Annotated in this window: 15 protein-coding genes; 6 read left to right on the top strand and 9 right to left on the bottom strand. The window is 68.9% G+C overall.

The annotated features are described in order from the left end of the window. Positions 1–29: 29 nt before the first annotated feature. Positions 30–368: a hypothetical protein gene (locus tag H0B43_RS26515; RefSeq protein WP_185725214.1), complete on the top strand. Its 339-nt coding sequence runs from the start codon at positions 30–32 to the stop codon at positions 366–368. Positions 369–454: 86 nt separating this feature from the next. Here the strand turns inward: H0B43_RS26515 and H0B43_RS26510 are convergent, their stop codons facing one another. The 7 genes from H0B43_RS26510 to H0B43_RS26480 form a co-directional block, all read right to left on the bottom strand. Next, a complete protein-coding gene (locus tag H0B43_RS26510) occupies positions 455–1,144 on the bottom strand; it encodes a response regulator transcription factor (protein ID WP_185725215.1) in 690 nt (229 codons plus the stop codon). Further along, positions 1,141–2,349 carry a cell wall metabolism sensor histidine kinase WalK gene (locus H0B43_RS26505; protein WP_185725216.1) on the bottom strand — a complete coding sequence of 403 codons (1,209 nt, stop codon included), beginning with the start codon at positions 2,347–2,349 and terminating at the stop codon, positions 1,141–1,143. The genes H0B43_RS26510 and H0B43_RS26505 overlap by 4 nt, the downstream gene beginning before the upstream one ends. A 149-nt stretch (positions 2,350–2,498) precedes the next feature. Further along, positions 2,499–3,254, bottom strand: a complete 756-nt coding sequence (locus H0B43_RS26500; RefSeq protein WP_185725217.1) for a phosphoglyceromutase — start codon at positions 3,252–3,254, stop codon at positions 2,499–2,501. Between the two features lie 43 nt (positions 3,255–3,297). Then, entirely contained in the window at positions 3,298–4,890 is a 1,593-nt protein-coding gene (locus tag H0B43_RS26495; protein WP_185725218.1) for an AMP-binding protein, read from the bottom strand. A 147-nt stretch (positions 4,891–5,037) separates the two neighbouring features. Beyond that, positions 5,038–5,529, bottom strand: coding sequence for a YbjN domain-containing protein (locus tag H0B43_RS26490; RefSeq protein ID WP_185725219.1), 492 nt, complete (start codon positions 5,527–5,529; stop codon positions 5,038–5,040). Then, complete coding sequence (mshA, locus tag H0B43_RS26485; RefSeq protein WP_185725220.1) at positions 5,526–6,884, bottom strand: D-inositol-3-phosphate glycosyltransferase; 1,359 nt, start codon at positions 6,882–6,884, stop codon at positions 5,526–5,528. Before mshA ends, H0B43_RS26490 begins: the two co-directional genes overlap by 4 nt. A gap of 12 nt (positions 6,885–6,896) precedes the next feature. Next, on the bottom strand, positions 6,897–7,724 hold the full coding sequence (locus H0B43_RS26480) for an alpha/beta fold hydrolase (protein WP_185725221.1): 828 nt from the start codon (positions 7,722–7,724) through the stop codon (positions 6,897–6,899). A gap of 291 nt (positions 7,725–8,015) precedes the next feature. On the opposite strand from H0B43_RS26480, the gene H0B43_RS26475 reads away from it, so the two are divergent. The 3 genes from H0B43_RS26475 (at position 8,016) to H0B43_RS26465 (ending at position 10,308) form a co-directional block, all read left to right on the top strand. Next, a complete protein-coding gene (locus tag H0B43_RS26475; RefSeq protein WP_185725222.1) occupies positions 8,016–8,789 on the top strand; it encodes a PIG-L family deacetylase in 774 nt (257 codons plus the stop codon). Positions 8,790–8,868: 79 nt separating this feature from the next. Next, positions 8,869–9,273, top strand: coding sequence for a PaaI family thioesterase (locus H0B43_RS26470; protein ID WP_185725223.1), 405 nt, complete (start codon positions 8,869–8,871; stop codon positions 9,271–9,273). A gap of 3 nt (positions 9,274–9,276) precedes the next feature. Next, positions 9,277–10,308, top strand: coding sequence for a tocopherol cyclase family protein (locus H0B43_RS26465; RefSeq protein ID WP_185725224.1), 1,032 nt, complete (start codon positions 9,277–9,279; stop codon positions 10,306–10,308). Here the strand turns inward: H0B43_RS26465 and H0B43_RS26460 are convergent. Next, positions 10,301–10,966 carry a cysteine hydrolase family protein gene (locus H0B43_RS26460; protein WP_185725225.1) on the bottom strand — a complete coding sequence of 222 codons (666 nt, stop codon included), beginning with the start codon at positions 10,964–10,966 and terminating at the stop codon, positions 10,301–10,303. The genes H0B43_RS26465 and H0B43_RS26460 overlap by 8 nt on opposite strands. 120 nt (positions 10,967–11,086) lie before the next feature. On the opposite strand from H0B43_RS26460, the gene H0B43_RS26455 reads away from it, so the two are divergent. Beyond that, entirely contained in the window at positions 11,087–11,677 is a 591-nt protein-coding gene (locus H0B43_RS26455; RefSeq protein ID WP_185725226.1) for a DUF742 domain-containing protein, read from the top strand. An 84-nt stretch (positions 11,678–11,761) separates the two neighbouring features. Here the strand turns inward: H0B43_RS26455 and H0B43_RS26450 are convergent, their stop codons facing one another. After that, positions 11,762–13,039 (bottom strand): ROK family transcriptional regulator, encoded by a 1,278-nt coding sequence (locus tag H0B43_RS26450; protein WP_185725227.1) that lies wholly within the window; start codon positions 13,037–13,039, stop codon positions 11,762–11,764. 381 nt (positions 13,040–13,420) lie between these two features. Between H0B43_RS26450 and H0B43_RS26445 the strand changes: the two genes are divergently transcribed. Continuing rightward, on the top strand, positions 13,421–13,714 hold the full coding sequence (locus H0B43_RS26445) for a chorismate mutase (protein WP_185725228.1): 294 nt from the start codon (positions 13,421–13,423) through the stop codon (positions 13,712–13,714). Positions 13,715–13,794: the final 80 nt, after the last annotated feature.

The following is a 13,794-nucleotide window of genomic DNA, read 5'->3' as shown; positions in this document are numbered from 1 at the left end:
TTCCGGGCACAGCCATGATGGGAGAGATCATGTTCGCTCGAATTCTGACCGGTGCCCTGCTGACCGCCGCCGCAACGACACTCGCCATGGCCCCGACGGCGTCCGCCGATCCGACCCCGGATTGGAACACCTTCTACGACAAGACGGCCAACTTCGTCGCACCCTTCGACCCGGGCGCCTTCGGCTACAAGGCGGACCGGGCACTCGTGCTGACCCCGTACGGGACCGGCCGGGTCATCGAGTGCAAGGGCGACGGACACTACGTCGCGGTCTACTGCCGGCAGTTCGACGACCAGGGTCGCGAGCACGCCATCACGCAGATCATCTCGGCACCGTTCCGCGGTCTCTACGTGTACAACCCGTTCTGACAAACGCGCACAAATTCGTCAGCCGCGCAGGAAATTTCCTGCGCGGCTGACGAATTCGTCTGCGACTGTAGCGGATCCGCGCCGCCTCAGGCCTCCAGCTTGTAGCCCAGGCCGCGGACGGTGACGAGATGTTCGGGCTTGGCCGGGTCGGTCTCGATCTTCGACCGCAGGCGCTTGACGTGGACGTCGAGGGTCTTGGTGTCGCCCACGTAGTCCGCGCCCCACACCCGGTCGATCAACTGCCCGCGGGTGAGCACCCGGCCCGAGTTCCGCAGCAGGTACTCGAGGAGGTCGAACTCCTTGAGCGGCAACGTGACCGCCTCACCGTTGACCTGGACCACGTGCCGCTCGACGTCCATCCGGACTGGCCCGGCTTCGAGGACGGCCGAATCCTGCGCGATGTCGAGTTCGCTGTCGACCCCGCGGCGCAGAACCGCGCGGATGCGTGCGATGAGTTCCCGCGCCGAGTACGGCTTGGTGACGTAGTCGTCGGCGCCGAGTTCGAGGCCCACCACCTTGTCGATCTCGCTGTCCCGCGCCGTCACCATGATGACGGGGACCCCGGACCGGCTGCGGAGTTGCTTGCAGACGTCGGTTCCGCTCATGCCGGGCAGCATGAGGTCGAGGAGGACGATGTCGGCACCGGCCCGGTCGAACTCGGCGAGCGCGGACGGTCCGTCGCCGACGATCGTCGTCTCGAACCCTTCCTTGCGAAGCAGGAATGCCAACGGGTCGGCCAGTGATTCCTCGTCTTCCACGATCAGCACACTTGTCATCGCTTGGCCTCCATACCGGTTTCTCTCTTCCCGACGTGTCCGCCGTCGGCGTCCCCGCCGTTCGTGTCCACTGTTTCGATGTGTGCAGGTATTTGCAGGGTAAACGTCGAACCTGTTCCGGGCTTGCTCCACAGGTCGATGGATCCGTTGTGGTTGGCGGCCACGTGTTTGACGATCGCGAGGCCGAGGCCCGTCCCGCCGGTCGCCCGCGCCCGCGCCTTGTCGACGCGGAAGAATCGTTCGAACACCCGCTCCTGGTCGGCCTTGGCGATGCCTTCGCCGCGGTCGGTCACCGAGATCGCCACGTTGTCACCGCGGATCGACCGGCTCACCGAGACCGGGGTCCCCTTCGGCGAATAGGCGATGGCGTTCTGCACCAGGTTGGACAGCGCTGTGACGAGGAGAGCACGGTCGCCCAGCACCTCGTAGCCGCTGTTGTGGTCGGTGGTGACGGCGATGCCGGCGGCTTCCGCGGAGATCTTGCAGCGCTGCAGGGCCTCGTCCACCACCTCGTCGACCGAGACGGCCCCGAGGTCGGGCAGTTTCTCGGCGCCCTGCAGCCGCGACAGTGCGATCAGTTCGGTCACCATCTTGCCGAGCCGGACGGATTCACTGAGCACGCGTTCACCGAAGTGCCGCACCGACTCGGGGTCGTCCGCCGATTCGAGGAGCGCCTCCGCCAGCAGACCCATCGCGCCGACCGGCGTCTTGAGTTCATGGCTGACGTTGGCGACGAAGTCGCGGCGGGTCGCCTCCATGCGCACCTGCTCGGAGTCGTCGTCGGCGAACAGGACCACGAAGTTGTGGTCTTCCTTGCTGAGCAGCCTGGCGGTACCGCGCACCGCAATCCGGTCGCGTCCCCGTTGCGGGTTCTTCGTGCTGAGGTCGACCTCAGCCGGTTCACCGGTTTCGAGGACGCGGAGTGCCGCCACCCAGGCGCGGTCGTCGACGAGCCGGTTGCGTACCAGACCCAGTTCCTCCGCACGAGGATTGAACAGGACGACGTCGTGGAACTGGTCGACGACGGCGATGCCGCTCTCCGACGCCAGCACGATCAGGTCGAGCACCTGCGACATCGTCAGTCCGGAAGTCTCCTCCATCCGCTGCGCCTGCCGGGTGGACAGCATCGGGATCAGGACGCCACCGACGAGGTAACCGACGAAGCCGCCCACGATGGCGAGCAGGACGGCTTGAACAACACTCACGCCTGAATCGTACGTTCGCGCGGCGGGCGGGTTACGCAGGGTCCGGGCATTTCCGCGCACGTCACACCGGGGAACCGGACTCTTCGTCCGCAGTTAACCTGCCGTTGGCCGGACGTCCCGCGAACAGGACGTCCGGCCGGGCGCACGGGTTACTTCCCGCCCTGGTTTGCGACCGCGGCGGCGCCCGCGGCGGCGGCCTCGGGGTCGAGGTACGTGCCTCCGGGGTTGAGCGGCTTCAGGTTCTCGTCCAGGTCGTATCGCAACGGGATGCCGGTCGGGATGTTCAGTCCGGCGATGTCCTCGTCGGAGATTCCGTCGAGGTGCTTGACCAGGGCGCGCAGCGAGTTGCCGTGCGCGGTGATCAGGACGGTCTTGCCGGCCTTCAGGTCGGCGGAGATGGTGTCTTCCCAGTACGGGATCAGACGGTCCACGACATCCTTCAGGCATTCCGTCAGCGGCACCTCGTCGAGGTTCGCGTACCGGGGATCGGTGTCCTGGCTGTATTCGCTGCCTGCCTCGATCGGCGGCGGCGGGGTGTCGTAGCTGCGGCGCCACAGCATGAACTGTTCGTCGCCGTACTTGTCCTTGACCTGCGCCTTGTTGCGTCCCTGCAGGGCGCCGTAGTGGCGTTCGTTGAGCCGCCAGTCGCGGGTGACGGGAATCCAGTGCCGGTCAGCCGTGTCGAGCGCGATGTTGGCGGTGCTGATGGCGCGGCGCAGCAGCGACGTGTACAGCAGGTCGGGGAGCAGGTTGTGCTCGAGCAGCAGTTCGCCGGCGCGCTTGCCCTCGGCGATGCCCTTATCGGTCAGGTGGACGTCCACCCAGCCGGTGAACAAGTTGAGCGCATTCCATTCACTCTCGCCGTGGCGGAGCAGCACAAGGGTTCCGGTACTCATGCCGTTCATCCTGGCATGCCTCCCGGAACCCTCGCGCCGTGAACCCCTGCCGTCAGCTCCGGCCGGCCTCGCTCGCCCGCAGATCCTTGCGGAGGATCTTGCCCGCGGCGGACTTCGGGACGAGGTCGATGAACTCGACCTTGCGGACCTTCTTGTGCGGGGAGACCCGCTCGGCGACGAACGCGATGATCGCGGCTTCGTCCAATTCGGCGCCCTGCTGCTTGACGACGAACGCCTTCGGGACCTCCTCACCCTCATCGTCGAGGACACCGATGACGGCGGCGTCGGCGACCTGCGGATGGGTCAGCAGCAGCGCCTCGAGTTCGGCGGGCGGCACCTGGTAGCCCTTGTACTTGATCAGTTCCTTCATCCGGTCCACGATCGTCACCACCCCCTCGGCGTCGACGGTGGCGATGTCCCCGGTGTGCAGGTATCCGTCCGCGTCCAGGGTTTCCGCGGTCGCCTGCGCGTTGCCGAGGTAGCCGGCCATGATGTTCGGGCCCTTGCACCACAACTCCCCCGGTGCACTGACCCCCTCGGTGGGGTAGTCGATCTCCGCACCGGTGGCGGGGTCGACGAGTTTGCATTCCATGTTCGCCACCGACGGGCCGACCGAGTCCAGGGCGATGTCGTCGCGGTCGAACGGGATCGCGTGCGAGACCGGGCTCATCTCGGACATGCCGTAACCCTGCCGCACCCGGCAACCGAGCCGGTTCGCGACGGCCTTGCCCAGTTCCTGATCGAGGGGGGCGGCGCCGGAGAAGATCGAATGCACCGACGACAGGTCGTACTCGTCGACCAGCGGATGCTTGGCCAACGCGACCGCGACCGGCGGGGCGATGAACACGTACGTGCACTTCTGCGCGGAGACGATGGACAAGAACTCGACCAGGTCGAATTTCGGCATCGTCACCAGCGCGGCCCGGTTGTAGAGGGCGGCGTTGAGCAGCACCGTCATCCCGTAGATGTGGAAGAACGGCAGCACCGCGAGGAGTTTGTCGTCGGCGCCGATGCCCATCCGCGGGTCGATCTGGCAGACGTTGGCGACCAGGTTGCGGTGGGTGAGCATCACCCCCTTCGGGCGGCCGGTGGTGCCGGACGAGTACGGCAGCACCGCCAACTGGGTCGCCGGGTCGAACGACACCTCCGGGGCGGGGGCACCGGCGGTCAGCAGATCGGCCAGCGACGGGTGCCCGTCGGCGCCGTCGAGGACGATCACGTTCTCCGCCGGAATCCCGACCCTCGCGGCGGCGTCCCGGGCCTGTGGGAGCAGCGGGGAGACGGTGAACAGGAACTTCGCGTGCGAGTCGGTGAGCTGCTTGGCGATGTCCTCGGCGGTGTAGAGGGCGTTGACGGTGGTGGCGACACCACCGGCGCGCAGGATCCCGTGGAACACCGACGCGAACGCGGGCACGTTCGGCGAATGCAGGCCGACGACCTCGCCGACCGCGAGCCCGCGTGCGGCCAGCGCCCCGGCCACCGCGTCGATCTGGGTGGTGAGGGTCCGGTAGGTGGTGACCGCGCCGGAGGCACCGTCGATCAGCGCGGGCCGGTCCAGGTCCGCCGGGTCGACCCGGCCGAAGAGGAACTCGTAGACACTGAGGTTCGGAATCTCGACGTCCGGAAACGGGCTCTTGAAACTCACTGGGGCCTCTCCCTCGTGTTGCAGCAGCAGTTGTCGGTACAAGCTTCTGTGAACATCAGAAACATGCACCCGGCCTGTGATCACAGTCACAGATTCGCCGCAACTCTACCCGCGCGAATCTCCCACCGGCGGGCGGTCCACCAGCCTTCAGTCCTGCGAGTCCTCGATGAGGTGTTCGAATGGTTTCAGGTTCGCCAGCGACTCTCCGCGTGAGACGCGCCACTCCCATTCCCGCTTGATGGACCCGGCGAATCCGAGTTCGAGGAGAGTGTTGAAGTCGCCGTCGGCTGCCTCGAGGACCTGCCCGAGGATCCGGTCCAGTTCGTCCGCGGTCACCGCATGCTCGGCGATCTGGCCGACCAGGTAGATGTCGCCGACCTTGTCGATCGTGTACGCCACCGAGTACAACCGGCGATTGCGCCGCAACAGGTATTTGTAGACGCCCTCGAAGTTCTCGTCCGGCTTGCGGCACACGAAGGCCTCGACTCGCAGACCGTGCTTGCCGACGGTCAGCAGCGTGGTGGTCTTCAGTTTGCGCTCGCCGGGCAACTCGACGACGAAGTGCGTCGAATCCTTCCTCGTGAAGTCCAGCTCACGTTCGGTCAGGGCGGACTCGATCGCTTCGGCCAGGTCGGTCATGCGCGCACTCCCCCGGCCCGTCGCAGCTTCCACAGCCCACGTCCGCGACGCGGGGAGAATTCGCTCAGGCCGTTTCCATAGTTGTAGTTGACGGTCGCCATCCGATAGCTCTCCAGGAGTCCGTCGGCGGTGTGTTCCCAGGAGAAGTTCTCGGCGTGACGCGGGGCTTCGGCCGCGAGTGCGGCGAGCCGGGCGGGATCCGAGACCAGCGATTGCAATGCAGTGGCCCAGTCCTCGGTGCGGTGCCCGTCCACCAGCAGACCGGTCTCGCCGTGCCGGACAGCGACACCGAGGCCGCCGACGTTCGCGGCGATCACCGGCGTGCCGCAGGCCTGCGCCTCGATGGCGACGAGCCCGAACGACTCCGAATAGCTCGGCACGGCAACGAGATCCGAGGCCCGGTACACGTCGGCGAGCCGATCGGGCGCCTGCGGCGGCAGGAACGTCACCCGCGCGGCGATGCCGAGGGACGAGGCGAGTTCGATCAATGCGTCCGGCCGGGCCAGACCGGAACCGGACGGACCCCCGACCACGAGTACCCGCAGCGTCGACTCCGGGTCTCGGGCGATCAGTTCCGCTGCGGCGCGCAGCAGTACGTCGGGCGCCTTGAGCGGCTGGATCCGTCCGACGAACGTCACGACCGTCTCGCGGGGGTCGAGTCCGAGCCCGGCGCGGGCCGCGACCCGGTCACCAGGCCGGTACCGCGTCAGGTCGGCGCCGGGCGCCACCACGTCGATGCGGTTGGGGTCGGCGCCGTAGTGCCGGACCAGCTGATCGGATTCGTCGGTGGTGTTGGCCACGAGCCGGTCGGACTCGGCCACCACCTGCTGCTCCCCGATCTGGCGGGCCGCGGGTTCGGGGGTGTCGCCCTCCGCGAGCGACAGATTCTTGACGGCCGCGAGCGTGTGCGCGGTGTGCACGAGCGGCACCCCCCACCGGTCGCGGGCGAGCCAGCCGACCTGTCCCGACAGCCAGTAGTGCGAGTGCACCAGGTTGTAGTAGCCGGGCTCGTGGCGGGCCTCCTCGCGGAGCACCCCGGCTACGAACGCGCACAGCTGGGTGGGCAGATCCTGCTTGTCCAGCCCCTCGAACGGGCCGGCCACGACGTTGCGGACGAGGACCCCCGGCGCCGCTTCCTGGACCGGGGCATCGGCCGACGATGTGGCGCGGGTAAAGATTTCCACCTCGACACCACGCCGCGCCATCTGGATGGCGGATTGCAGCACGTAGACGTTCATGCCGCCCGCATCGCCGGTACCGGGCTGCGCCAGTGGTGAGGTGTGGACCGAGAGGACGGCCACCCTGCGGGGGCGCGAATTGTGCATGGGCGTCACCACTCCATAGTGCTCCCTCACCGATCGTCGCCTTTAACCGAGGTTGTCGACGAACTCGCCGACCTCCTTGACGAACCTCTCGGGATCCTCCACGAACGGTGCGTGGTCGCATCCGTCCCAGAACGACGCCCGCGCCCGCGGGATCAGTTCGACAGCGTGCCTACCTGCGGAGACGTCGACGACGGAGTCCTCGGTTCCGTGGAGGACGAGCGCCGGGACGTCGAGTGACCGCAGCAGGTCGTCGTGGCTCGCGGACCGGTTGAACAATGCGGCCCGCACGCGCGGCGGGGTGGCGAGGCTGGCACCGAACAGGGCCTGCGACTGAGCGCCCTTGCCTTCCGGCGGTCCCGTGAGCGCGGTGCCGAACGCGCCGAGTGCGCGGATCGCGTCGCGCGGTTCCTCCGACATCGCGCCGGGGATCGCCGCCCGCATCGCCGCGCCGACCTTTCCGCCGGCCTCGCCGCGACCGATGCTGGTGATGGCTCCGACGAGGACGACGCCGTCGACGGCGGAGGTGCCGTGCGACGCCAGATAGTCGCAGATCACGAGGCCGCCGTAGGACCAGCCGAGGAGCACGGCACCGGACGTGACGTCTTCGGCGGTGAGCACGGCGTCGACGTCTCCGGCCCAGATCGCGGAGTCGTCGTAGCCGGAGTCGGGCGCGTCCGAATAGCCGTGTCCGCGCAGGTCGACGGCGATGACGCGGTAGCGGGCCGCGAGTTCGCCGAGCACTTCGGCACCCCAGCATTTCGAGGACTGCGCCCAGCCGTGCAGGAGAACCAGGGCCCGCGCGTCGGGGGCACCGGTCACCGAGTAGACGAGGGGGGTTCCGTCGACGCCGACTGTTTCACGAATAGCCATGGGGTCACCATAGAGGCCGGCAGCAGCGGAATCGTCAGGACCGCCACCGCGAGGACCGCGACCATCACCAGCTTCCGGAGCGACGCGGACACCCGGATCGCGCCGATGGACGTCGCGCTCATTCGCGCTCCGGACAGCTTCGTGACGATGCCGATGCCGACCATGGGGATCTATACGCGGGCGACGAATCCTGCGGCCGAGAACGCTGCCGAGCCGGGGCCGCGATACCGAACACGCGTCGAGCCTCACAGATCGTGGCCGCGACTTCCAGTACGTGCAAGTATTGCGCTCATGAGTGTCCTGGTGTGTTTCCACGCCCATCCCGACGACGAAGTGTTCACCACCGGCGGCGTGATGCGTCAGGCCGCCGACGCCGGCCATCGCGTCGTCGTCGTCACCGCGACGGACGGGGCGCTCGGCGAGACCCCCGACGGGATCCTGACCGAAGGCGAGTCGCTCGCCGAGCGCCGGCGTCGCGAGTTGGAGGAGTCGACGTCGCTGCTCGGCGCCCAGCGAGTGGTGTTGCTGCACTATGCGGATTCGGGGATGGCGGGAACGCCGGAGAACGAGAATCCCGCGGCGTTCTGCAACGTCGACGTCGAGGAGGCCGCTGCCCGGGTCGCGGCGATCCTCGTCGAGGAATCCGCCGACGTGGTCACCATCTACGACCCGAACGGTGGTTACGGACACCCGGATCATGTCCAGGTCCACCACGTCGGCCTCCGCGCCGCCGAACTGGCCGGTGTGCCGCACGTCTACGAGGCCGCCGTGAGCCGCGATCACCTGCGGAGTCTCTTGGCCGCCAATCCCGAATGGTCCGACAACGCTCAACCGCCGGACCTCGACACGTTCGGGCTTCCCGATTCCGAGATCACCACGGTCGTGGACGTCAGCTCGGCGATGGACGCCAAGCGCGCCGCGATGCATGCGCACGCCACCCAGATCGGGGATTTCGGTCCGTTCCTCCAGATGCCCGAGGAGCAGCTTCTGGCGGCGTTCGGCCGGGAGTGGTTCCGCCGCCGCGGGGCACCGGCCGGGCTCGCGGAGTCGTCGCTGCCCCTCTGACCGACCGGCTCGGACCTCCGGAGATCCAGCCTCGCGAACCGCCTGCGCGGGTTCGGCTCCCCGCCTAGCATCCACGGGTATGGATCCCGCTGATCTCGTCGCGACCATGCCGTTCGCCGTGCACACGGGGGTTCGCCTCACCAAGGCCGCGCCCGAGGAAGTGGTCGGGCATCTCGACTGGGAACAGCACCGGACCACCGCCGGGAACGGCTTGCACGGCGGCGCGCTGATGACGCTCGCCGACAGCGTCGGTGCCGTTTGTGCGTTCCTCAATCTGCCCGCCGGCGCGGCGACGTCGACGACGAGTTCGAGCACGGTGTTCACCCGCGGCGTCCGGAGGGGCACCGTCACCGCGACGGCGCGCCCGCTGCACGCCGGACGGAGCACGGTCGCGATCGTCACCGAACTGCGGGACGACGCGGACCGCCTCGTGGCGCAGGTGACACAGTCACAGGCAGTGCTGCATCCGCAGCCGGAAAGCTGACCGATGTCGCGGCTGCTGCGGGCGTACCGCGCCACTGGCGCGGATCTGCCGTTCGGCAACCTCCTCGCCGCGCACGACGTTGCGATGGAGGGCTATTTCTGGCGGTTCACCCAGCCCGCGACGGGACAGGTCGTGGTCGCGCTGGCCGGAATCAACCGGGCCGCCGACGGGCACTGGGCCACGCTCGGTCTCGCCGGTCACCCCACCCGGTTCCTGCGCACCGCCGCGCATCCGGAGGGTCACGCCAACCCGACCGGACTCGGCGCGTTCGCCGGCGATCTGTTCCGCGGGTCCGTCGACCGGGTCCGGGTGGATCTCGGGCCGGACGCCCGGCTCGACGTCCGGGTCGGCGCGCAGGTCCCGTGGCCGCGGCGCAGGCTCGGCGGGTCGAGTGTGTTCCAGACCGTGCCCGCACTCAACCAATACTGGCACCCATGGTTGCTCGGCGGCAGGGCCGAGGGAACGGCCGTGCTGGGCGGCACCGAGGTCGACCTCGACGGCGCCCAGGTGTACGGCGAAAAAAGTTGGGGAAGAGATGGATTCCCCGACTCCTGGTGGTGGGGTCAGGCCCAGGGGTTCGCCGACCGGCAGGCGTGTGTCGCGTTCGCGGGCGGCGAGATCACCGCGGGCAGGCTGCGCACCGAGGTCACGGCCGTCGTCGTCGCGCTGCCGGACGGCACGGTGATCCGCCTCGGCAATCCGGTCACCTCCCCCGTCCGGGCGCACGTCACCGACGACCGGTGGTGGCTGCGCGGTCGCGGCCGCACGTGGAGCGTCGAGATCGAGGGTGGCTCCCCGCTCGGCTCGGCGCACGTGCTGCCGGTGCCGCTCCCCGCCGAGCGCCGCAACACCCCCGGCGCCCTCGAGCACCTCGCGGGTTCGATGAGTGTCACGGTCCGCCGTCGCGGCACCCTGGTGTGGGCCGATGAATCACCGCTCGCCGCGCTCGAGCACGGCGGCATCGAGAGGGCACGCGCGGAGTTGCGCCGGCGGGGTGCGCCGCCGGACGCGACGTCGGCGCCTCCCCTCAGCTGATCACTTCGAGTTCGGGTGGCTGCAACGCCGCGACGATCTCGTCGGTCTCCGCGTGGAGGACCCCGATGCGTCCGGCCTCCTCGAGATGGCGCGCGTCGATGCCCGAGATCGCATCGGCGGCGACGAGCACCCTGTAGTCGCGTGCGCTGGCGTCGACGATCGTGGCTCGTGGGCAATTGGCGTAGTTGCACCCCGCGATCACCACCGTGTCGACCCGCCACCGGCGCAGGTGGTCGTCGAGGTCGGTGCGGTAGAACGCACTCCATCGAGGCTTGAACAGGATCATCTCGGTGGGCGAGACGGCCTGGGGCCGACCGGCGAGGAGGGACTCGGGGTCCAGCGGCGGCACGCCCAACTCGGGCGCCATCTGGGAGCCGGCGGTGCCCGGTCCGACGATGCCGAGCCCGGCCGCGATCACCCGGCGACGGCACAGGTCCACGTCGTCTCCCGCGTACAACCGGACGACGTGCACGATCGGCGCCGACGATTCCCGGTAGGCGTCCACGAGACGCGCGATCGCCGGCAGCACCGCCGAGGTCCCGGGAACCGGCGCCGTCCCGCCGTCCACGAAGTCCACCTGCATGTCGACGACGAGCAGCGCGGACCGGCCGAGATCGGGAGCGAGGAAGGGATCCGAGTTCTGCCGCCAATGGGTCACGCTGCAAATCTATCGCTCGCACGCAGCGTGTCGCCGGAATCACAGGGACCGGTTCGTTCGCTCTACACCGGGGTTTGGGACGATGGAGCGGGTGGGGTAGTGCGAGAAGGGTCCCGACCGATGACTGTGAGCGATGAGAACTGGCCGTTGATCGGCGCGACCGGGGCGCGTTTCGGGTCGGCCGCACGACGCGGACGCGGCGCCCGGAACGAGCAGTCGTCGACAGCGGATCCGGCGTCGCCGGAGTCGACCGAGTGGGTCCCGCCCGCCGCCGCCGAGGAGATGCCGGCGCAGGTGGACGCCGTGCCCGGACCCGTCGGCGCGCCGTCCGGCGCCCACGACAGGTCCACCGAATGGGTGGTGCCCGAGGACACCGTCTCCATCGTGCGGCCGTTCATTCTCACGGGCGGGAGAACCGTGTCCGGGGTCGATCTGCCGCTCGAAGCCCTCGTCGTGGCCAGCGCGGACGGCGACGCCGTGGTGGACGGGATGCCGGCGCCGGACGACCCGCGCCGCGTCTTCGCACTGTGCTCCGAGCCGCGGTCGGTGGCCGAGATCGCGTCACTCGCGTCGATCCCGCTGGGAGTCGCGCGGGTGCTCGTCGGCGACCTGGCCGCCGCCGGGGCGGTGACCGTGCACGAGACCGCCGGGTCCACCGGACCGGACCGGGAACTGATGCAACGCGTCCTCGACGGGCTGCGCACGATCTGAACCCTCCCTGGGCGCCGCACCCGCACACACGAATTCGTCAGCCGCACACGCTGTTGCCTGTACGGCTGACGAATTGCTGTGACGCTAGAGCGAAGTCCGGCGCATCGCGCCGATCGGATCGGAGTAGAGGGTGCTCAGCGACACCACCGTCGACGCGTACTCCTGCACCCGGTTGCCGAATCCGGAGATGCGAATGTCCCTGCGCTCCAGCGACGACGCCAGCGCAAAGGCCTCCGCGACGTGGGGGATACCGGCCGGATACTCGGTGAACGCCTGACCGCCGAGGATCACCCGGTCGGGGTTGAACAGATCCCGCAGCATGGCCACCGTCTTCCCGAGCACCTGGGCACGCTTCACCAGAAGATCATGCGCGGGAACGGAACCCGTGGCCGCCACCTTGTAGAGGGCGCTCATCGTCGGCCGCTGGTTCGACTCCGGAAGGATGCCCGCATCGAGGGCGGCGGAGAGGACTGCGCGATCGCTGATCGTCGCCTCGAGGCATCCGCGTGAGCCGCACGAGCACTGCGCGGACGAGCCGGTCGGCAGGTGCGCGATGGAACCGGGGCCGCTCGACGGTGTGTGGACGCGACCGTCGATGGTGATCGCGATGCCCGCCGTCTCGCGGGCGTAGAAGTACAGGCCCGTTTCGCCTTGCGCCACACCGTCTTCGCTGTCCGGGCTGAGTAGCAGCTCGGACGCGGCCATCGCCTCGACGTGCGCGGCGACGGACACGGGCAGTCCGAGTCCGGTGGCGATGACCGCGCCGACCTGCGCGGACTTCCACCCCAGCCGGGGATGGTCGACGACACCGGTCTGCGGATCGACGCGCCCACCGAGCGCGACACCCGCCCACAACGGACGGCGCCGATGCCAGCGGGAGGCGAACGCCCGAGCACTGCGAGCGATAGCGGTGAGCGCGTCGGCGGACGATCCCTGCGGGGTGGGCACCTCGACCGCGCCGAGCACCTTCCCGCGCAGATCGCTCGCGATGATGCTGGTCACGACCGCGCCGATGTGGATGCCGACCGTCAGGTACGGCTCGTGGTTGACCTCGAACGGAACGCGCGGACGCCCGATCGCGCCGGACGGCGTGAGGTCGCCGCGCTCACGCAGCAGACCGAGGTCGAGCAGGGCCGACACCTGACGGTTGACGGTCGCAATGCTCAGTCCGGTGGCCTTCGCGGCGACGTCCCGCGACAGCGGCCCGCGAGACCGGGCAACCCGCAGAACACCCGCGGCCGGACCGTCGCTGATGCGCAGTTCGGGGGGAACGATGTGGAGACGAGGACGGGACGACGCCGGCCGCGGGAATCGGGACGCGGATCCGGTGCGGTTGGGAATGGTGAGCGTGGGGGTAGACACGTGGCAGTCCTTGCATGCGGAGGCGGTGCGCACCTTCGTCCGAACGCTGCATCCGTCCCGAACAGATTGGGACGAGAGGGACGGTCGATCAGGAGAAGACGGCGCGAATTAGCTGCAGAAGCTGAGACGGCGACAACACAGTTCCCGCGCCAAGGGCAGCCGCGAACCCAGCGCGGAGGTCACATAGGTGACCCGCGGAGCGGTCGACTGGCCTGAGGACATGACACGAAAATAGCAGCTTCGCCCGGTTTCACCAATCGGAGGGCGCGCCGGTATCAGGGGGTGGAACTCTCCACCCCCAGGGTGGCTGTCCGGATACGGTCCGACGCCGGACGATGAATGTACACAGCAACCAGGTCTTCACCAGGTCGAGGAGCGACGATGACCGAGATCCACGCGGAACCCGCCACCGGGTCCGCCGACCTGAGCCGGATTCACGCCGAGATCGCCCGCCTCGACGCGGAGATCCTGGACGCCGTCAATCGCCGGCTCGCTCTCGCACAGCTCGCCGCGCGGACTCGGGTCGAGACAGGAGCGCCCATGGTCGCGCTGGGCGGCGAGACGGACGTGATCCGGCGGTATCAGGACGAACTGGGGCCACGGGGTTCCCTGCTCGCCCTCGAACTGCTCCGGCTGGCGCGTCCGCCGTTCTCCTCGACCTACCGGAAGCGGTAGCCCCCACACCACAACTCGGTCGACACCGGGAGCGAGAGCAGCGTCCAGCGCCCCAGCGGCACTGGGCGTTGTTCGCCGTC

Source organism: Rhodococcus sp. 4CII, from assembly GCF_014256275.1.
In the GTDB taxonomy this organism is placed as follows: Bacteria; Actinomycetota; Actinomycetes; order Mycobacteriales; family Mycobacteriaceae; genus Rhodococcus_F; species Rhodococcus_F wratislaviensis_A.
Note: the sequence above shows the minus strand (reverse complement) of the source record. Positions and strands in the feature narration are given on the sequence as shown.